This is a genomic window from Kitasatospora sp. NPDC029367, from assembly GCF_055569135.1.
In genome coordinates this window covers 74,024-92,504 of record NZ_JBVHYH010000020.1, presented here as the reverse complement: position 1 = coordinate 92,504, position 18,481 = coordinate 74,024, and the positions used below count along the sequence as shown (strand labels likewise).

Sequence of the window (18,481 nt, the reverse complement as noted above, 5' to 3'; positions counted from 1 at the left end):
CCACAAAAAACCCCCCAACCACCCCCCCTACCCCCCCCCCACCCCCGCCCCCCCCCCCCCCCCCCCCCCCCCCCCCCCCCCCCCCCCCAGGTGGGTGCCCGTGGTGCGGGTGGATGCCCGGGTCGGGCGGTGCGGGAACGGTTCCCGCGGTCACCAACTCCTATCGGCCCAGGGCGTGTTCGAGTTCCTTCTTGTTCATCTTCGAGCGCCCGTGGATGTTGCGCTGCCTGGCCTCGTTGTACAGCTGCTCCTTCGTCGGCCCCTGGGCGCCGCTGTGCGAGTGCAGCCCGCCGCGACGGGCGGAGGAGATGTCCTGCACCGAGCTGCGGCTGGCGGTCTTCGACTCCCCGTGCCGGGCCCGTTCCTTGTTCACCGTACGGGCCGCGATCTCCTTGGCGCGCTTCTCGCTCTCACCGCGTTCCAGCGCACTCTCCTTGATGTGCTCGTACTGCCGCTCCCGCTTGGGACTCGATCCGCGAGGCATGTCACACCCTCCTGTCCGATGACCGTGGGGCTCGTTCCATGCTGTTGCGGCTTTCCCGGAATCGGCGGGGCAAACGGGCCCCGCGCCGCATGCACGGCCGGTCGTCGGGCCGTAGCGTCGACAGGGCGGACCCGCCCAGGGCAGGAGTGAGGGAGGCCTCGATGTCGACGGCACATTCCAGCCGGCTTGCGGACCCGCCGCGTTTCACGCCCGTCCACGGCTGAGTGCGCCGTGAACGACTCCTCCGTGAACGACTCCTCCGACGGCGGATACGCGGTCTCCGCAGAGTTCTACGACCTCCTGCAGGCCGAGACCGACCGCCGCCTGGCGGAGCGGCGGTTCGCCGAGGCTGCCACCCGGGCCCGTCACGCGGTCCTGGACGTCGGCGCCGGCACCGGAATCGTCACCGAGGTCCTGCTGCGCGCCTCCAGCGTGCCCGTCCACGCCGTCGAACCGGCCCCGGCCATGCGCGCCGCCCTGTTGTCGCGCCTGGCCCACCTCGGGGCGGACCAGCGTGCCCGCGTCACCGTGCACCCCGAGACCCTGGAGGCGGCAGGCCTGGCGGCCGTGGCGGACCTGGCCGTCGCCTCCAACGTGGTCGCCTGCCTGGATCCCCCGACGAGGCGTGCCACCTGGAAGGCGATCTCGGCCGCCCTCCTGCCGGGCGGGCTGCTCCTGTTCGACCCCCCGCCCACCGACCTGCCCGCCGGGTGCGAGGAGGTGGGGCGGCTCGGTCCGGTGCGGGTGGGCCCGGACCTGTACAGCGCGGACGTCACCCGTCGGCCCCACCGCGGCGTCCTGCGCATGGTCTTCACCTACCGCGTCGAACGCGGGCAGGAGCTGCTGCGCGAGGCCCGGGAGGCGTTCGACCTGTGGCCTGCCTCGCCCGAGCGGCTCAGCGAGGAGCTCGAGGCCGCCGGCCTGCGACTGGTGCAGGCGCCGGGCGCGGACCTGATGGCCGCGCGTCGCCCCACCGCGTGACACCGACCCGGACGGGCCGGGCCCGGCCTACCCCGCCTCGGCCTGCCCTTCCCCGGCCGGTGGCGGCCGCCGCCGGGTGCGGTGGTTCACCCGAATGCCCGGGCATCCGACAGGGCACGCCCGTGCCGACGGGCCGTCCGGCCGTCCTGCCGCGCGGCGGGCGGTGGCGAGTCGTCGTAGGTTGCGGGCATGACCAGTGACGAGACGGAGATCCCGGCGGTGGGGGTCCGGGTGATGGACGAGGTGTTCGACGCGATCGAGACCTCCAACCGGCGCCCGCAGCCCTGGACCCGGTTCGACCACGGTGTCCTGGGGGCCTACCGCTGGGCCGCCGGAGCCCAGATCGCGGCACCGGTCACCGCCGCCGCCGCCGTGCTCGGGACCAGCGGACCGTGCCGGGCACAGCTGCTGGCCGAGTGCCAGGCCGCTGCGGTACGCCTTCGCGACGCGCTGGCAGATCGAGACGCGTTGGAGGACCGGACGGACGCCGGGCACGCCCTGGGCGTCTACCAGGCGCTGGCCTGGCTGTGCGGCCACCACGAGGACCGCCCCTGACCGGTCACCACGACCGAGGCCCCACCGCGCCAGGCGGGGAGGATCCGTTGACGAAGAACGACAGCACACCCGGCCGGGACGAGACGCCCCAGGAACGGGCCGACCGGCTCTGGAACGAGATGCTCCAGGAGGTCCGCGTGTGCCAGACCGGCGCGCAGATCCTCTTCGGCTTCCTCATCGGCGTGGCCTTCACCCCGCGCTTCGACGCCCTGCCCGACTTCGACAAGAACCTCTACGTCGCCACGGTCGTCCTCGGCGCCGTGGCCACGGGCGCCCTGATCGCACCCGTGGCCTTCCACCGCTTCCTCACCGGCCACGACATGAAACCGGAACTCATCCACGTCGCCGGCCGCCTCATCGCCACCGGGCTCACCACCCTGGCCCTGACCATCGCCGCCGCCCTGCTGCTCCTGCTGCGCACCGCGACCGGCAACCCGGCCGCGGCGTGGGCGCTGAGTGCCGCCGTCCTGGTCTGGTTCACCGCCACCTGGCTCGTCCTGCCCCACGTGGTGCTGCGCCGCACGGCGGCCCGCCGGGCGGCCGCGCGGGAGTACGGCGACACCGGCGGTGGGGGCGGGCCGCTGGGCTGACGGTCAGCCGGCGCCGGGCAGTCGTGCCTCCAGGTGCCCGGAGAGCACCCGGGTCTCGAACACCGGCTGCGGCGAGGTGGCCGGGCCGCTCACGACCTCGCCGTCCCGCAGGCGGAACTCGCTGCCGTGCCACGGGCAGCGCAGGCAGCCGTCGGCCACCGTGCCGTCGGCGAGTGGGCCGGAGAGGTGGGCGCAGCGCTCCGCGAGCACGTGGCAGCGCTCACCCTCGCGGACGACGACCACGGGCAGGTCGCCGGCCGTCCTGCGGACGGGTTCGCCCGGTGGGAAGTCGTCGACCGGGCCGAGTCCTATCCAGTCGGCGGGCGCGAGTCGGGGCGCGTCGGCGGCCCGGTTGGGGCCGGCGGCCTGTCCGTAGGCCAGGTGGCCGCCGAGGACACCGCCGCCCGTGATGGCGACGAGCCCGGCTAGGCCGAGCAGCCGGCCGCGGGCGCGTCGGCCCTGGCAGCGGGCCAGCAGCGAGCCGGCGTACAGCAGCACGCCGGTCGTGTTGGCGAGGGCGTGGACCAGGCCGGTGCGGCGGCGCGGCGGGTCGAGCCGGGCCCAGTCCACCCAGCCGGACAGCGCGGTCGGCACGGCCGTCAGCAGCCCGGTGGCGACGAGCGCGTCGGCCGACCGCCGAGCTCCCGGGGTGAAGTCCAGCAGGCCTGCCGATGTCCAGCAGCCGATGGGCAGTTGGACCAGGCCCGGGTGGAGCGGGTGGCCGAGCCACACGCCGCGCAGGGCGTCGCGGTACGGCCCGAGCGGGAGTGCTTCCACCGCGTCGGCGAGTTTCCCGGAGGGGAGGTCGAGGACCTCCCAGTGTGCCGGTGCGTCGAGCGTGCGGCGCAGTCGGCGGGACCAGCGGCGGTTCTGCAGAGCTGAAACGTCCATGCCTGGCGGCTTGCCGGACGCCGGGAGGCCAAACCCCGTCCGGGTGCGCGTTGAGCCGCCTTTGCACTCGTCGTGGCGTCGTGATCACGCTGCGGCGCCAACCGCCGTGACCACCGAGGCCGCACCGACGTCTCAGGCGGTGGCCTTGCCCGCGGTGACCAGGGCGGCGAGCGCGGTGCGCTGGACGTACACCAGCAGGCCGACGGTGACGCCGGCCATCACCAGGGCCATCAGGACGTGGCCGAGTGCCGAGACGAGGGCGAATCCGAGCGCGCTGAGCAGGAGGTGGGTGCCGAGCCGCAGGCCCACCAGGGCGAAGGCCACCTTGCGGGTGCCCTTGCCGCGCCACAGGAGCTTGGCGAGCTGGAGCCGCTTGCGCAGCAGGGTGAGCGAGACGGTGATGTTGACCGCCACGAGGACGATCAGGGCGGGCCAGGCGGACGGGAAGGCCCGCAGCAGGTCGAAGGCGCCGGCCAGGACGCCCTCGAAGCCGAAGAACCAGGCGGGGAGCCGCATTTCGCCGATCGAGGGCAGCAGTTCACCGGCCGCACCGGCCGCACCGGCGGCACCGGCCGCACCGGCGGCACCGGCCGCATCGGCCGCGCCGGCGACGTCGAGGCCGACGGCGGATATGGATTCGGATGCGGCCGCGTCGGTGCCGGTGTTCTGCATGGTGTTCCCCGTGGTGTCGTCCCCTGCCGGGGACCTGCGCTCTGCCGCCCCGGTGATGATCATCAGTCTCGCACGCCGGGCCGTCCGCCGGTAGCTCGACGGAGCTGCCTACCGTCCGAAGGTGCGGCGATGCCGTTTTCAGGTCGCCGAGCAGAGCGGCGCCGATGTGGATGGGCAAGCCGCCGTTGACGGTCTCGGTGGCGCGGAGGCCGGTGCGGATCCGGCTTGTCGCCGCCGTCGGCGCGGTGCGATCCTTTCGGGCATGGTGCACAGCGACCCGCCGGACCACGCGTCAGTTCTCGGGGAGGTGCGGGAGTTGCGGCGGGTCGGCCTGGTGCGGCTGCGTGAGCTGGAGCTCCCGGCGCTGGCCCGGGCCGCAGACATGATCGACCTGCCGGCCGGGCGGGAGTCGCGGCCCGCCGCTGTGGAGCGGCTGCTGCGGCTGGCGGTGGCGCGGATCGATCCCGGCAACCTTCACAAGGCCGCCGAGTACAGCCTCGGCCTGGCCCAGGGTACTCGCGACTGGCCGCCCGCCGACCGTCGGAAGCATGCCGCGCGCGTGTACGGGGTGAGCGTGGAGCGATTCCGCAAGCACCACGAGGCGCTGGTGCTGGGTGAGGTCGCCGAGCAGGTGATCCGGATGGCCGCGCGGGCGGGGCAGCCGGGTCGGGCGGCGCAGTCGCGCCAGGCGGACCAGGCAGGGGACGGCGGGGACGTCGGGCCGCTCTCGCCCGCGTCGTCGGGTCACCGGTCGCTGCGGGTCCGGGTGGGCGAGCGGACCGCGCTGGTGACGGTGCACGTCCACCCCGTCGATCTGCTGCGCGATGTGGACGTCGTGGTCTCGCCGACCAACACCTATCTGGCGCTGCCGGAGCCGTACAAGTCGTCGGTGTCGGCGTCGCTCCGGCGGGTGGGAGCGCTGCGCGGGCCGACCGGGGAGCTCGTCGAGGACCTGGTGCACGAGGAGTTGCGGAGGTGGGCCGTCCGGCACGGGGCGCCGGGCCGGGCGGTGCTGCCGGGAACCGTGGCGGCGGTCGGGGCGGGGGCGCTGCTGGAGCAGGGCGTTCGGCGGATCTACCACGCCGCGGTGGCGGTCCCGCGCCTGGGGACGAACGACTACGACGTGCTGCCGGCGGACGTGACCCGGGCGGTCGCCCGGGCGTTCGCCGTGCTGGCCGAGGAACACCGGCAGTTCGATCCTCCGCTGCGCTCGATCTGTCTTCCGCTGCTCGGTTCCGGCCGGGGCGGGCTGCCGTACGAGGTCAGTCTCGGCATGCTCTGGGCCGCGGTGGAGGCCGAACTGATCCGCGGTGCGCAGTGGGAGGTGCACCTCGTGGTGCGGCGGCCCGCCGCCGCGGACCTGATCGAACGTCAACTCACGGCCGTGCAGGCCGTCGACGGAAGGACCCGATGAACCCGTACCAGGTGCTTGCGGCGGCCGCCGCCGACTGGGACCGGTTGGCCGGCCTGCTGGAACCCGCGTCGGGCCGCCAACTGGAGGCGCTGCTGCAGGCGTTGAGATCCGCCGAGCAGGACGGGCCGGACCGACTGCAGGCGGCCGAGGAGGCGGCCCGGCTGCTGCTGGAAGCGCTGCCGGACGCCGAGTCCGGACGGCTCGACGACGCGTCCGGTGCCCGGTTCGCCGGGGACCCGCAGGACCGGTCGCACCTCGGCTTCCATGCGGACGACCTGGCCGTGCTGGTGCTCGACGGCCACCGCATGGTCGGCCCGGTGCTCGGCCCGATCCGGGCGAGGATCCTGGCCGTACCGGCGCTCGACCCCGACGAGGTGCGGCTGCTGGGCGGTGATCCGGACGCCGCCGGGCTGCTGAGGTTGACCGGGCCCGGCGGGAGGCCGCGGCTGCCCGGCTTCCAGTTCGGCGCCGCGGGCACGCCGTTGCCGACGGTGGTGGAGGTCAACACCGTTCTGGACGCCGAACGCGACCCGTGGGGCGTCGCGGACTGGTGGCGGTCGGCCAATGCCTGGCTGGGCGGCAACCCCGCCGACCTGCTCGGCGCCGGGCGGGACGGCCAACTCGTGGACGCGGCACGGTACCTGTCGGAGGAGGAGTAACCGGATGGCGAACACCAGGCCCCCGCGGGTGCTGCCGGGCACGCCGGCCAAGCTGACCCTGCCGGCCGGCACCCCGCTGTACCGCCTGCACGCGGCCCGCCACCCGGCGACCGCGTTCAATCCCGTACCCGCCCACTGCCTCTACGGCGGCGGCCGTTTCGACGCCACCAGGTGCGACCCGTTCGGCTATCTCTACGCCGGGCTCACCGCCGAGTCGGCGGCGTGCGAGTCGCTGCTGCGGTCGGTTCCGTTCGATCCGGGCGGGACGCCGCGGCTGGTGCCGAGGGCCGCGGTGCGCGGCCGCCGGCTGTCCTTCCTGCGGCTGGCCGCAGAGCTGGACGTGGTGTCCCTGGTGACCGGCCGGGAGCTGGCGAGTGTCGCCCAGGACTCCTGGCTGGTTCAGGCGGAGGCCGCCGAGTACCCGTTCACCCGTGACTGGGGCCACTGGATCCGCGAGCACACCGACCCGTGGGCGCAGGGCTTCCTCTGGCCGTCCAAGCGTGAGCCCGGCGACCGGGTGGTGGTCCTGTTCGGTGACCGCTGCGTGCCGGATGTTGTCGAGGAGACGGGCGTCCCGCCGGTCGACTTCGACACCGCCGAGGGGGAGAGGCGGCTCAACTCCTTGCTGGAGCCCTACCACGCGAGGATCGCCCCGTGACGCCGGAGCGGGCGACGGACCCGGACCCGGACCCGGACCCGGACCGGGACCCGGACCCGGACGAGGTCTCCGACGACGAACTGCGTGCCGAGCGGGACGAGTTGCTGGAGCAGCTGGCGGGTCTGCGGGCGGACGACCCGCAGGCACCGAGGGCGTGGGCGGTCGCCGGGGACTTCAGCTACCAGCTCTTCCTGCGGCAGGCCCGCCCGGAGGACCTGGACCTGGCGGACGAGGCGTTCGAGCGGGCCTTCGCCCGGCCCGGTGAGGAGGAGATCTGGGACGCCTGGCGGATCCTCCGCGCCCGCGTGCTGCTGTTCCGGTACGACGACCGGCCGCAACCCGAACTGCTCGACCAGGCCTGGGCGTTGCTGGTCGACGGCCTGGCCGAGCAGGTCGCCGGGTCGTCGTTCGAGCACCTCAGGGTGCTCGGCAGGTACCTGGTGGCCCGGCTCGCCCGGTTGCGGTGGGTGCAGTCCGACGACCGGCCCGCCCCGCAACGGGCGGCTCTGCTCGCCGAGGCGCTGCGCCGGTACGACGCCGCGCTCGACGACCACGCACCCGGCAGCCCGGAGGCCGCCGAACTGCACGGGGAGGCCGGTGCACTGCACCACGAGCGGTACCGCACCGGCGGTGACCTGCCCGACGCACAGGCCTCCGTCCGGCATTTCCGCGCGGCTCTCGAGGCGGCCACGCCGGACAGCGACGTCCCGCTGCTGCGCTACGGACTCGCCACCGCCCAGATGGTGCACGGCCAGCGCGCCCGGGACCGGGAACTGCTGACGGAGGCCCGGACCCAGTTCGGCCGAGCGCTGGCCGAGGCCGGCGAGCGATCCGCGGAGCGACCGTGGTGGGGCCGCGAGGCAATGGCCCGGATGGTCTACATCCGGGCGATGCTGTGGTGGCACTGGGACGACAGCACCCAGGTCGGGCCCGCCGAGGCGGAGTTGGCGCCACTGCTCGCCGAGCCGGGTGCCGTCGACGAACTGCTGCCCACGTACCTGGACTGCTTCGGACGGCTGCTCTACCAGCGTGCCACCGAGCGCGACGACGACGCCGGACGGGACCGGGCGCTCCACCTGCTGCAGCGGGCTCTCGACCGCTGGCAGCCCGAACAGGACGGCGGCTCGGCCGCGCCGCTGGCCCTGCTGGTGGCGACTCTCCAGTGGGCCCGCTACCGGGCCGACGGCGACCCGGCGCGCCTGCCGGTGCTCGCCGCGGCCAGCGGGCGTGCCCTCGAGGACGAGAGCCAGAGCGCCGAGTTCCGGCGGATGGCCGTCATGTGCCACGGCTGGGTCAGACACGAACTGGTGAGCCAGGGCCTTGCCGAGGCGGGCCCCGAGGTCGACGCCCTCCTCCAGGAGGCCCACCGCGCCACCATGGGGACATTGGCGGACGTCGAACACGGCGGGGCCTTCGTGAACCTCAGCGATCAGGAGTTCAACGGTCTCGCCAACGACATCGGCGGCCTCGACCGGCTGTCCGCGGAATTCGACCGGCTGTACCGGACCTGGCGCGAAATGGACCCGGACAGCCGGGAGTCGGGGGAGACGGCCGCGTTCCTGTACGGCCTGGTGCCGTTCCTCGATCCGCACGGCACGCACGTCACCACCGAGCAGAAGACCGCGCTCCTGCAGGCCGCACTGCAGCACCGGAAGGGGGATGCCGCTGGGCTGAGCAACGTCCACGCGGTCGCCGGCCTGATCGGCCTGAACGAGGCGACAGCCGGAGACGGGTCGGGCCTGGACGGGGCGCTGGAGCACATCGATGCGGCCCGCGACCTGCGCACCGGCCAGGACGGGCGGATGACCGACGGCATCGAGCTGCTGCGCTCGGCCGTCCAGGGCCAGCGAGGTCAACTGCGCGGCGGCCTCGACGAGGTGGAGACGGCCGCGAGCGCCATCGCCCGGTTGCGCGACCGGCCCGGCACCACCCCCTACCTCCGGTCGCTCATCGACGGCCAGGTCGCGGGCATCGAGGCCATTAGGTGCGCGCGGCAGGGCGATCTGGCCGGCAGCGACCGGGCCATCGCGCGGCTCGCCGAGGTCCACGGCGCGCTCGACCCGGACGACCCCGCCCGCGGGGAGCTGTGGACGATGCTGGAGAACGCCCGGATGGGCCGCGACCAGCTCGCCAGGAGCCTGGGCGTGCCGACCACCCCCATGGCGGCCCACGGCGGTGCCACCCTCGACGAACTGCGCCGCCAAGCCGCGCGGCTGCCGCGCGACCACCGTGCCTGGGTGCTGGGGGACGCGGGTATCGCCCGCACCGCACGGGCGATGGACCGGCCCGACCCTCGGCTGCTCGACGAAGGAATGACCCTGCTCCGGGAGGCCCTGGAGCTGTCCGACGAGGGAAGCGACGACTGGCTGCGCTACGCCTCCGTCCTGGGCAGCGTCCACTGCGCCAAGGCCTCCCGGAGCCGCGACCGCCGCGAACTGGAGACCGGCATCGACCTGCTGGAGCGGGCCGCCCGGCTGGCCGGCGGCCCCGAGCACCGGCTCTGGGCGGTGTGCAACCTGACCCTCGGCCGGGCCTACCGGCTGCGCGCCGACCCGGCCCGCGACGACCGCCGCCGGGGACGACTCGCCGGGCTCGAGTCGCTGCGCGGACACTCCTGGGCGGCGCTGCTCCAGTCCGGCACCGGGCACGCCGCCGAGGGCGCGGCCGAGGCCACCGCCGCGGCCCTGGAGGTGGCCGCCTGGTGCCTGGCCGACGACGCCCCCGAGGCCGCCGTCCAGGCACTGGACGCCTGCCGCGGACTGGTGCTGCACGCCGCGAACACCGCGATGACGGTGCCCGAGCTGCTGACCGCCACCGGCCGGCCCGATCTGGCCGAGGAGTGGCGGGCCGCGGGCGGCGCCGAACCGCCCGGCGGAGCGGACGGCTGGACCGGGCCCGGCGGCGTCCCGAGCGAACTGCGCCGCCGCGTCCTGACCGCGCTGACCGCCCACGGCCCGGACGGCGGGCCGTCGGCCCGGCTGCTCGGCACCCCGGCCCCTGCGGAGATCGGCGAGGCGCTGCGCAGCTGCCGGGCGGACGCCCTGGTGTACCTGGTGCCGGCCTCCGACGACCGCGGCGGGGCGGCGGTCCTGGTCACCGCGGACGGTGGCGCACACTGGCTGCCGCTGCCGCTGCTGAAGGAGGACGCCGGACCCCTGCGGGCCTACACCCCGGCCGGCCGGTCCGTCCGGGACATGGGGCCGGCCCCGCACGCTGCCGCACCCGACTCGGCCTCGCTGCGCCGGCAACTGGACCGGCTGTGCTCCTGGGCCTGGTACGCGGCGGTCAAGCCACTGCTGGACCTGCTCGTGCCACCACCCGGCCGCACCCGCCCGCCGTCGCTGGTCCTGGTGCCCATGGGCGCCCTCGGCGTGGTGCCGTGGCACGCGGCCTGGTCGGAGCCGGACGCCACCGGACGCCGCCGGTACGCCGTCGAGCTGGCCGAGATCTCGTACGCTGCCTCGGCTCGGCTGCTGTGCGACGTGGCCGCCCGGCCGTCCACCCCGCACACCGGCGCCGCCCTGGTGGTCGGCAATCCGACCGGGGACCTGCGCTACGCCGGCGAGGAGGCGGACGCGGTGCAGCGGGCCTTCTACCCGCGGGGCAGCTTCCTCGGGCGGCGCGCGGCGGGCGAGGCCGACGGCCCGGGCACGCCGGCCGAGGTGCTCGCCTGGCTGCGCCGCGGCGGTGGTGGCGTCCTGCACCTGGCCTGCCATGCCACCGTGGCCGCCAACCAGCGCTACAGCTCGTACCTCTCCTTCAGCGGCGGTGAGCTGGCCGCCGAGGAGCTGACCGAGGCGGCCGGGCGGAGCGGCGACGGGCTGGAGCTGGTGGTCCTGGCGGCCTGCCGGAGCCATGTGTCCGGGCGCGGCCACAACGAGGCGTACAGCCTCGCCACGGCCTTCCTGGTGGCCGGAGCCCGCTCGGTGATCGGCTCGCTGTGGCCGGTTCCCGACGACGCCACCTCGGTCCTGATGTTCATGACGCACCATTTCCTGCGCCGGGAGCAGGAACAGGCGGGCCGGGCGCTGCGGCGGGCCCAGCTGTGGATGCTCGACCCGGACCGCCGGCTGCCGCCCGGTATGCCCGGCGCGCTGGCCGCCCGCGCCGCTGCGGTGGAGCCGGACGACCTCTCGGCCTGGGCCGGTTTCACCCACCTGGGGCAGTGACGGCGGATCAGTCCGGGACGACCGTGCGGAGCGGGAGGGTGAGCGCCGCCCAGCGGCCGGGGGAGGCCGCCGGGCGGCCGGGCAGCATGTCCCGGCTGCCGCCCGGGGCGAGCGGGCGGAACACGCCGTCCGTCGACCGGCCGCTCTGCCGGTCCGCGGGCAGCGTCGGGTCCCAGGGCCCGAACTGGAACGGCACGGTGTTCAGTTCGCCCTCGGCCACGATCAGCTTGAGCCAGTCACGGACGTAGGCGCCGGGCCGGACCGGTCGAGTGGGCGGGAGACTGAGGTGAACCGGATCGCCGTTCAGCGCGTAGCCGGTGCCGCCGGGGGCGATGAAGGCTCCGGGGAAGAGGACCGATCGGCTGGCGTAGCTGTCCGTGAGGTTCAGCAGGACGCACCAGAGGGCCTTGCCCGTCGAACGGTTGTGAATGCGGACGGACACCCTCGGCTCCTGCCGGCCGCCCGGCCCGTGCCCGTAACTGCAGACGATCTCACCGGAGCCCTCGGGCATGATCGGGGCACCGCTGCCCCAGGGCGTCACCTCGACCCGGACGTGGGATCCGAGCGAGGGATCGGGGTTGGCGAGGTCGCGCAGCTGATGCCAGCCGGCCAGGTGGACGAGGCAGTCGACGATCCGCCGGGCGTCGGCCGTACCGCCCCACGGCAGCGCCGGGACGGCGGGGGATCCGTCCCGGAACAGCACCCGGGCCTGCGCCCGGTCCAGGACGACCCGCAGCAGCGTCCCGGGCGCGTCCCGCGGATCGTCCACGAGGCGAAGCAGCGGCGAGCGGGCGGTGCGCAGGGCGTCGGTCAACTCGGCATCCCCCGCAGGGCGTTCTGCTGCCTCGACCAGGACCGACACCGGCGGCAGGGCCAGCGCGGAGAGCGTCACCGGGTAGCTGAGCGTCGGATCGGGTGACCAGCCGGACGGCTCCACCAGGGTCCGGTCGACCCGGACCTCCCGGGCGGTCAGCAGGTGCCGGTCCTGGCTGCCGGGCCCGGGTTCGACGCTGAACTCGGTACCGCCGGCGTCCGGGCCGCCGCGCAGCCCGTGGACGGTTCCACAGTCCACCTCCCAGCCCGAAGCACCGTGGCGGAGCAGGTGAGGGCTCGGGGCGCGAACGGCCCCGCCGAGGAACGGCCGGTCGGCAGGGCCACCGGCCTCCAGGGGGAGCAGGACCGGGTGCTGGCGTTCACCCGAGCCCTGCACCCGGCACTGCACGGCCGCCATCAGCCGGCGGTAGCTCAGCTCCGGGCCGCCCTGCTCGCCGAGCGCGCCGAGGAGTGCGTGGGTGAACACGCCGTGCGTGCGTCCGTCGAACCAGTCCTCGAACGCGGGCTGGTTCAGCCGGCTCGCGGCCAGCAGGACGTGACCCGGCCCGGCCGCAGGAGCGGTGACGTCGCGGGCCGTCGCGAGCGCCGCCCAGGACGGATCCGGTGGAAGGAGGCGCGCGTTGCCCTCGGCGTCCCGGGTCGCGCCGCCCGAGAAACAGCAGTCGAGGACCGCGACGACATGGGTGCCGCGGGCGGCGACCTCGTCCAGCAGGGCTCCCAGCTCCTTGTCCAGCAAGGGCCCGTCGGCGCAGACCAGGGCCTGGCAGCGGCCGGTGGACTCGACCTTCAGCTGCTCGGCCGTGGCGTCGAACTCGGTCCCGTGGCCGGAGAACCAGAGCAGTGCGGTGTCCTGCGGCCCCGCCTGCCCGAGATGCCCGCGGATGCCGTCGGTGACCGCACGCACGGTGGCGTCGGTGTCGAGCAGCGTCCGCACGACCGGCTCCGTCACCTTCGCGCCCAGCCAACGCTCAGCAGCGGCCGCGTCGTTGACGCACCCTCGGAGCGAAGGGCGGCCGAGCGCCGAGTAGTCGTTGATCCCCACCAGGAGTGCAAATACCGTCCTCATGGTCAGAAGTGTTCCAGGCGGACACCGCCCCGGCGGTCCGGTCGACCGGGCGAATGGTGGGCGGGAACAGGTCGTCATCCGGCCATGCGCGTGCGATCACCTGCACGGCTTCGCAATATGGCGGTGCGATCACTATCCTTCCCTTCTCGACCGCGCGCTGTGAGCGCGGTGTCACTCCATGGTCATCGGGGGATTCATGGGTTTCATTGAGCAGCCCCGCCGCGTCGTGCGACCTGGCCAGGCGACCGCGCCCGGTCGGGCTGCGGCGAGCGGTCCGGCCACCGGCGGGCGACCGCCGCAGACCCGCGTCGGGGCGGACCGGCTGCGCGCGAGGCCGGTGGGCTTCCTGAACGCCGTACGCCGACTCGACGCCGGACTCGACCCGGCCGCCTGCAACGAGCTGGCCGACTGGCTCAAGGAGCACTACACCAACGAGTTCGGCGACGTCCCGCTCGGCTTCCTCGCCACCTGCTACCTCGGTGCACCGTACGTCGACCACCAGCTGAACCTGTTCCACTCGATCGTGGACCACTTCGCCCCCGGGGATCCGATGCCCCACCCCTTCGCGGCCGCCCGGATGCTGGTGCGCACCGGCGCCTACGCCTTCGTCGAGGTGTACGACGGCGGCCTGGTGCTGCCGGTGCTCCCGGACGGCAGCGTGGTACGCCCGTGAACCCGTCCCGCCGACTGCCACACCGTGAACGGAGACCCGCATGACAGAGGTGGACCACGTCCTGCGCAACCAGGTGGCGCAGGTCGACAGACTCGTGCACCGGCTCTCCGAGCAGGTCGGCCAGGTGTCCGGCAAGGTCTCCGCCGTCGGCATCGCGCAGCAGCAGACCCAGAGCGAACTGCAGCAACTGCGCGCCGACTTCCTGGCCTTCGTCCACCAGTCCCAGCTGACCGCCAACGTGCAGCGGGCCGAGACCCGGATCGGTGTCATCCAGGACAAGGTCGACCACGAGTTCGGCCACCACAAGGTGGTCCGGCGCACCGCCGTCGGCATGTTGCAGGCCTTCGACCTCGGCCTGGTGTCCGAGGCGACGGTGACCTCGGTGAGCGAGCAGCTGATGATCCAGACGCCGCGCTACTGGCTCGCGCCCGCCCTGGTCGCCCTCGCGGCCTGGTCCGCCGACGACCCGGGGCTGTGCGAGCGGGCGGTGGACGAGGCGTTCCGGCGCTCGCCGGAGCGCACCTCGCTCCTCTTCGCGCTGGTGCTGCGCAGACAGGGCCGCCAGCAGGCCGCGGTGCGGTGGCTGCGGCACTACCTGATCGCCCAGGACCCGGCCGCCCTCGGTCGGGAGTTCGCGGTCATCCTGGAGTCCATCTCGCAGGGGGCCTTCGGTGCGGGCGGCCGCGAGATGCTGCACGAGACGCTCGGGCGGTGGCGCGAGACCCTGCTCGGCGACGACGAGGCCCGGGCCGCCCAGGTACGTCGGTGGCGTGCGGAGATCGACAGCCTGCGCGCACCGTCGGCCGCCGGCGAGTTCCCCCGGCTCTCCCAGGTGTCCCCGCAGTGGCCGCAGTTGGACGCCGTACTCGCCTCGGCCCGGGCCCAGCAGGCGATCCTCGCCAAGTACACCGCGATGATGGCGGGCGAGTCCCTCCCGTCCGAGCGGCTCGAGGACGCCATCGACGACATCCTGGACCGGCTGGTCTCGGAGTACGACAACGAGGAGCTGCCGCTCCGCCGCGACCTGGCGTTCAACCAGGCGGTGGTGGCGTGCGACGGCGACCTGGACGCCGCCAGGCAGGCCGTGGACGTGGACTCCGCTTCGCTGGAGGAGACGCTCGACTACCTCACCATCCAGTCCACCGCGGCCCTCAACCCCTCGGCCATCGGTGCCTCGGCCTCCACCCAGCGGCTCGCCGTCGCCGCCTGCCACGAGTGGTTCGCGCAGGCCCACGCCGGTTTCAGCCGGGACTACCGGATGGCCGAACCGCCGGACGTCCACGCGGTGTTCGCCACCAGCCACACCTTCGGGGCCCAGGTCTTCAACCTGCCGCAGTGGGCAGGTTCGTTCAACACCCCGCTCCCCGCCCTGGAGCAGTCGCTCGCCCAGCACTGGGACCAGCACACCGCCCCCTTCCTGGCCTCGCTGGCCTACCCGCTGCAGCGCCAGCTGGTCATGCTCGGCGGCGCGCTCGTGCTGCTGCTGCTCGTCGTCGGCCCGATGAGCATCGCGGTCGCCCTCGGCCTGGCGGTCGTGGCCGGCGGCATCTGCGGAGTGGTGCTGTACACCCGCTCCGAGGCCGCCCGGAGGGCCACGGACTCGGCCAAGGAGCTGCTGGCGCGCGCCAAGAACGACTCCATCCTCCAACTGCGCGGCGCGTGCGCCGAGTACACCGACTGGAAGACCGCCTACCGGAACGCGGACCAGGTGGAGGCCCGGACCCGCGAGTTCATCGGTTCACTGGCCGCCGCCGGCCACGCCCACAGCCCGTTCGACGGGCGCACCGTCCGACCCGCCGCCGCCCCGCAGTCCGGAGGAACGCAGTGACCACGCCCTACCCCGCCCCGCCACCACCGCGTCGCCCCGCCGCCTCCCCGTGGGCGGCCAGCCCCAAGTCCACCACGGAGCGGGCCACCAGTCGGCTGCGCCGGATCGTCGAGGGCCTGCCGGACTGGGAACCGCTGCCGCCCGGCGAGGTGACGGTGCGCCGCCCCGGAAGCGGGCTGTGACACCGGCCTGGCGGCGGCGCGTGAAACCGGCCGGGCAGCAGGCAGTGGGCACACCCGGACCACTCGGCGGCCGGTACCACGCCTGGGCCGACTTCCTGGAACGCTGGTCGGCGGGCGAGCCGGTCGACGACACCGGCCTGCCCGCGCTCACGCCCACCGACTTCCCCGAGGACACCTGGCAGCGGCTCGGGGCGCGGATCACGGAAGCGTTCCAACAGCGCCTCCAGGCCTGGGCGGACGCGCTCGTCGCGGCGGTCAACGCGGCCGACGACGAGTTCGCCGTGGGCCGCGCCCTCGCTCAGGCACGCACCGGGCTGCACCGGATCCGGGCGCTCGCCGGCCACCCGCAGCTCCCGGCCGACCTGAGGGAGAAGCTGACCGCGATCATCGACGGGCAGACCCGCCGGGCCCAGGAGGACCTGGAACGCGAGCTGGAGCGCCGGGCGTCGTACGAGCAGGACCAACAGGCCGTCGACGCGCGCCGCCGCACCCTGCGCGACAACCCGCTCACCGCCGTCATCACCGCCACGCCCCCGGCCGACCCGGGCGGCTGGTCCTACGACCCCACCGACGGGCCGCGCCGCCGCATCGTCCCGGGCTGACCGGGTCCTCGACCCGCCGTCCTACCGCGTCCCGCCGAACTGCCGTCCCGCCGAACTGCCGTCCTGCCGAACCGCCGTCCCGCCGAACCGCTGAACCGAGACCCGAGGCCCAGATGTCCAACTACGCCGAGAGCCGAGACGACCTCGACAACTACCTCACCGCGCGAGTACCGGTGATCGGCCTGCGTACCATCGAGCAGCAGCGGGCGCTGCGGCTGGTGAAGGAGGTGGCGACCCGGTCGCGCCGGAGCAGCCAGCCGTTCTGGATCTACACCAGGGCCACCGGCCTGCGCGACCTGCGCTCCAACGCCACCGTCCAGGACGACCGCTCCCTGACCGGCGCCATGGAGTTCGCCGCCGCCCAGTTCACCAGCCGCCCGCAGGCCACCCTGATCCTGGTCGACCCGGACGGGCTGGAGACCGACACCCACTTCACCCGGCACGTCGCCGAACTCGCCCGGCTGGCCGACGCCAACGCCGGCAGCATCGTCCTGATCACCGACAGCCCGATCTGGAGCGGACTGCAACGGCTCGGCATGAGCCTGCAGCTCGAACTGCCGGACGCCGACGAGATGTACGGCACCATCAAGAGCTTCCTCGACGACCACCACGGCGTGGTGCCGATCGAATGGAACGAGGACGACGCGCGCCGCGCCTCGGAGTTCCTGCTCGGCGTGACCGAGGCCGAAGCGGTCAACCTGATGGCCACCATCGTCGCCAAGGGAGCGGTCCAGCGCGACGACGTCCTCGCGCTGGCCCGGGCCAAGGACCGGATCTTCAGCGACCTCGCCGGCCTCGAGCGGGTCCAGCTCAAGGCCTCGGACTACTCCGTCGGGGGCCTGAGCAGCCTGCGGGGATGGCTCCAGCGCAAGCACGAACTGATGCACGCCGATCTGCGCGGCACCGACCTGCGGCCGCCGCGCGGCGTGCTGCTGGTCGGCGTGCCCGGCTGCGGCAAGTCGCTGTCCGCCAAGGCCATCGCCTCGCAGTGGCAACTCCCGCTCTACCGGCTCGACATGGCGAGCATCCACGGCAAGTACCTCGGCGAGTCCGAGGGCCGGATGCGGGAGGCGCTGGAGACCGCCGACCGGGTGGCGCCGTGCATCCTGTGGATCGACGAGATCGAGAAGGGGCTGGCCGGCAGCCACGACATGTCCGGCGTGCCGCAGCGCGTCATCGGCCAGTTCCTCTTCTGGCTCCAGGAGTCGGACTCCCGCGCGTTCGTCGTCGCCACCGCGAACGACGTCCGCAGCCTGCCGCCCGAGCTCCTCCGCAAGGGTCGCTTCGACGAACTCTTCTTCGTCGACCTCCCCGACGCGCAGGACCGCAAGGAGATCATCGATCTCTACTACCGCAAGTACGTCAAGGTCGAGCCCGACCCGGACCAGGTGGACCGTCTCGTCGACCTCTCCGAGGGATTCGCCGGCTCCGACATCGAAGCCGCCCTCCACGAGGTCGGCGCCGAGGTGCACCTCAACGGCGGCGCCGCCAAGCTGCTCCCGTCGTTCGTGCTCGACACCTTCGCCAACACCACGCCGCTCAGCCGGACCAACCCCGAACAGATCGAGGAGATCCGCACCTGGGGCCGCGACCGAGCCGTCCCGGCCGGCCGCACCACGACCACCACGACCTCCGGCACCTCCGGTACACCCCGCCGCGTCGTCTTCATGGGCGAGTAGCCGTCGGTGAGATCCGTAGATCTCCCATTCTGTGACCCGCGTCACATCCAACTCCTGTCAGCAGTCGGGGCGCCGTCACCGTCGTCAACGCCGTGCCCGACTTCGTCGAGCGGATGCGGCTCCACCAGGTCGCGACCGGCCGGGACCTCGCGTTCCGCAAGCTCGCCGACGTGTTCGCGGGCACCGGGGTGCGGCTGCGCCTGGCGAGCGTCACCGGCGTCGACCCCAAGCGCAGGACCGTCGCATTGATCGGCGCGGACGGCGATGGCGAACTCGGGTACGACACGCTCCTCTACACGCTCGGCAGCTCCGTCGCCCACCACGGTGTCCCCGGAGTGGCCGAGTACGCCTTCGACGTGACCGGCCTGCCCTCGGCGCTGCGCCTGCGCGAGCGCCTGGCCGCTCTGGGCGAGGGCGGCACACTGCTGGTTGTCGGGGAGGGCCTGGCCGGCATCGAGGCTACGCCTCGCTCGGGGGATGGGCAGACCTGCTCGCTGGGATTCCCCACCCTCCCAGGGCTGCGGCTTGGGTGGGGAACGGCGCG

The 18,481-nt window shown here is 74.0% G+C and carries 16 protein-coding genes and 1 pseudogene; 13 read left to right on the top strand and 4 right to left on the bottom strand.

Annotated features, from left to right (window positions below):
- Positions 1 to 160: 160 nt before the first annotated feature.
- Positions 161 to 484 carry a plasmid stabilization protein gene (locus ACZ4W5_RS13930; protein ID WP_360233876.1) on the bottom strand — a complete coding sequence of 108 codons (324 nt, stop codon included), beginning with the start codon at positions 482 to 484 and terminating at the stop codon, positions 161 to 163.
- A 231-nt stretch (positions 485 to 715) separates the two neighbouring features.
- On the opposite strand from ACZ4W5_RS13930, the gene ACZ4W5_RS13925 reads away from it, so the two are divergent.
- The 3 genes from ACZ4W5_RS13925 (at position 716) to ACZ4W5_RS13915 (ending at position 2,610) form a co-directional block, all read left to right on the top strand.
- Positions 716 to 1,465: a class I SAM-dependent methyltransferase gene (locus ACZ4W5_RS13925; protein ID WP_465654477.1), complete on the top strand. Its 750-nt coding sequence runs from the start codon at positions 716 to 718 to the stop codon at positions 1,463 to 1,465.
- A gap of 189 nt (positions 1,466 to 1,654) precedes the next feature.
- A complete protein-coding gene (locus ACZ4W5_RS13920) occupies positions 1,655 to 2,020 on the top strand; it encodes a hypothetical protein (RefSeq protein ID WP_465654475.1) in 366 nt (121 codons plus the stop codon).
- A gap of 47 nt (positions 2,021 to 2,067) precedes the next feature.
- Complete coding sequence (locus tag ACZ4W5_RS13915; protein ID WP_360233867.1) at positions 2,068 to 2,610, top strand: DUF6328 family protein; 543 nt, start codon at positions 2,068 to 2,070, stop codon at positions 2,608 to 2,610.
- A gap of 3 nt (positions 2,611 to 2,613) precedes the next feature.
- On the opposite strand, the gene ACZ4W5_RS13910 is transcribed toward ACZ4W5_RS13915, so the two are convergent.
- Entirely contained in the window at positions 2,614 to 3,501 is an 888-nt protein-coding gene (locus tag ACZ4W5_RS13910) for a Rieske (2Fe-2S) protein (RefSeq protein WP_465654473.1), read from the bottom strand.
- Positions 3,502 to 3,633: 132 nt separating this feature from the next.
- Positions 3,634 to 4,173: a hypothetical protein gene (locus ACZ4W5_RS13905; RefSeq protein WP_465654471.1), complete on the bottom strand. Its 540-nt coding sequence runs from the start codon at positions 4,171 to 4,173 to the stop codon at positions 3,634 to 3,636.
- 262 nt (positions 4,174 to 4,435) lie between these two features.
- Between ACZ4W5_RS13905 and ACZ4W5_RS13900 the strand changes: the two genes are divergently transcribed.
- From ACZ4W5_RS13900 to ACZ4W5_RS13885, 4 genes are read left to right on the top strand one after another with little or no spacing between them, the layout of a single operon-like run.
- A complete protein-coding gene (locus ACZ4W5_RS13900; RefSeq protein ID WP_465654469.1) occupies positions 4,436 to 5,587 on the top strand; it encodes a macro domain-containing protein in 1,152 nt (383 codons plus the stop codon).
- A complete protein-coding gene (locus ACZ4W5_RS13895) occupies positions 5,584 to 6,246 on the top strand; it encodes a hypothetical protein (RefSeq protein ID WP_465654467.1) in 663 nt (220 codons plus the stop codon). Before ACZ4W5_RS13900 ends, ACZ4W5_RS13895 begins: the two co-directional genes overlap by 4 nt.
- A gap of 4 nt (positions 6,247 to 6,250) precedes the next feature.
- Positions 6,251 to 6,904, top strand: coding sequence for an RES family NAD+ phosphorylase (locus ACZ4W5_RS13890; protein WP_360233852.1), 654 nt, complete (start codon positions 6,251 to 6,253; stop codon positions 6,902 to 6,904).
- Complete coding sequence (locus ACZ4W5_RS13885) at positions 6,901 to 11,073, top strand: CHAT domain-containing protein (RefSeq protein ID WP_465654464.1); 4,173 nt, start codon at positions 6,901 to 6,903, stop codon at positions 11,071 to 11,073. Before ACZ4W5_RS13890 ends, ACZ4W5_RS13885 begins: the two co-directional genes overlap by 4 nt.
- Positions 11,074 to 11,080: 7 nt before the next feature.
- Here ACZ4W5_RS13885 and ACZ4W5_RS13880 read toward each other — a convergent pair whose 3' ends face one another.
- A complete protein-coding gene (locus ACZ4W5_RS13880; RefSeq protein WP_465654462.1) occupies positions 11,081 to 12,973 on the bottom strand; it encodes a caspase family protein in 1,893 nt (630 codons plus the stop codon).
- 196 nt (positions 12,974 to 13,169) lie between these two features.
- Here ACZ4W5_RS13880 and ACZ4W5_RS13875 point away from each other — a divergent pair, with 196 nt between their 5' ends.
- The 6 genes and pseudogenes from ACZ4W5_RS13875 to ACZ4W5_RS13850 form a co-directional block, all read left to right on the top strand.
- Complete coding sequence (locus ACZ4W5_RS13875) at positions 13,170 to 13,646, top strand: hypothetical protein (protein ID WP_360233843.1); 477 nt, start codon at positions 13,170 to 13,172, stop codon at positions 13,644 to 13,646.
- Positions 13,647 to 13,686: 40 nt separating this feature from the next.
- A complete protein-coding gene (locus ACZ4W5_RS13870; protein ID WP_465654460.1) occupies positions 13,687 to 15,474 on the top strand; it encodes a hypothetical protein in 1,788 nt (595 codons plus the stop codon).
- Positions 15,471 to 15,656: a hypothetical protein gene (locus ACZ4W5_RS13865; RefSeq protein ID WP_051826426.1), complete on the top strand. Its 186-nt coding sequence runs from the start codon at positions 15,471 to 15,473 to the stop codon at positions 15,654 to 15,656. The genes ACZ4W5_RS13870 and ACZ4W5_RS13865 overlap by 4 nt, the downstream gene beginning before the upstream one ends.
- A 44-nt stretch (positions 15,657 to 15,700) precedes the next feature.
- Entirely contained in the window at positions 15,701 to 16,258 is a 558-nt protein-coding gene (locus ACZ4W5_RS13860) for a hypothetical protein (protein ID WP_465654458.1), read from the top strand.
- Positions 16,259 to 16,371: 113 nt separating this feature from the next.
- Positions 16,372 to 17,937 (top strand): AAA family ATPase, encoded by a 1,566-nt coding sequence (locus ACZ4W5_RS13855; protein WP_360233831.1) that lies wholly within the window; start codon positions 16,372 to 16,374, stop codon positions 17,935 to 17,937.
- A 74-nt stretch (positions 17,938 to 18,011) separates the two neighbouring features.
- A pseudogene (locus tag ACZ4W5_RS13850) lies at positions 18,012 to 18,395 on the top strand (FAD-dependent oxidoreductase); the annotation flags it as partial.
- Positions 18,396 to 18,481 lie beyond the last annotated feature (86 nt).

What these genes read in the sequence shown, in the direction of transcription:
- ACZ4W5_RS13920 (WP_465654475.1), top strand. Translation starts at nt 1,655, where the DNA reads ATGACCAGTGACGAGACGGAGATCCCGGCGGTGGGGGTCCGGGTGATG.
- ACZ4W5_RS13855 (WP_360233831.1), top strand. Translation starts at nt 16,372, where the DNA reads ATGTCCAACTACGCCGAGAGCCGAGACGACCTCGACAACTACCTCACC.
- ACZ4W5_RS13880 (WP_465654462.1), bottom strand. Translation starts at nt 12,973, where the DNA reads ATGAGGACGGTATTTGCACTCCTGGTGGGGATCAACGACTACTCGGCG.
- ACZ4W5_RS13890 (WP_360233852.1), top strand. Translation starts at nt 6,251, where the DNA reads ATGGCGAACACCAGGCCCCCGCGGGTGCTGCCGGGCACGCCGGCCAAG.
- ACZ4W5_RS13900 (WP_465654469.1), top strand. Translation starts at nt 4,436, where the DNA reads ATGGTGCACAGCGACCCGCCGGACCACGCGTCAGTTCTCGGGGAGGTG.
- ACZ4W5_RS13905 (WP_465654471.1), bottom strand. Translation starts at nt 4,173, where the DNA reads ATGCAGAACACCGGCACCGACGCGGCCGCATCCGAATCCATATCCGCC.
- ACZ4W5_RS13930 (WP_360233876.1), bottom strand. Translation starts at nt 484, where the DNA reads ATGCCTCGCGGATCGAGTCCCAAGCGGGAGCGGCAGTACGAGCACATC.
- ACZ4W5_RS13910 (WP_465654473.1), bottom strand. Translation starts at nt 3,501, where the DNA reads ATGGACGTTTCAGCTCTGCAGAACCGCCGCTGGTCCCGCCGACTGCGC.
- ACZ4W5_RS13875 (WP_360233843.1), top strand. Translation starts at nt 13,170, where the DNA reads ATGGGTTTCATTGAGCAGCCCCGCCGCGTCGTGCGACCTGGCCAGGCG.
- ACZ4W5_RS13895 (WP_465654467.1), top strand. Translation starts at nt 5,584, where the DNA reads ATGAACCCGTACCAGGTGCTTGCGGCGGCCGCCGCCGACTGGGACCGG.
- ACZ4W5_RS13870 (WP_465654460.1), top strand. Translation starts at nt 13,687, where the DNA reads ATGACAGAGGTGGACCACGTCCTGCGCAACCAGGTGGCGCAGGTCGAC.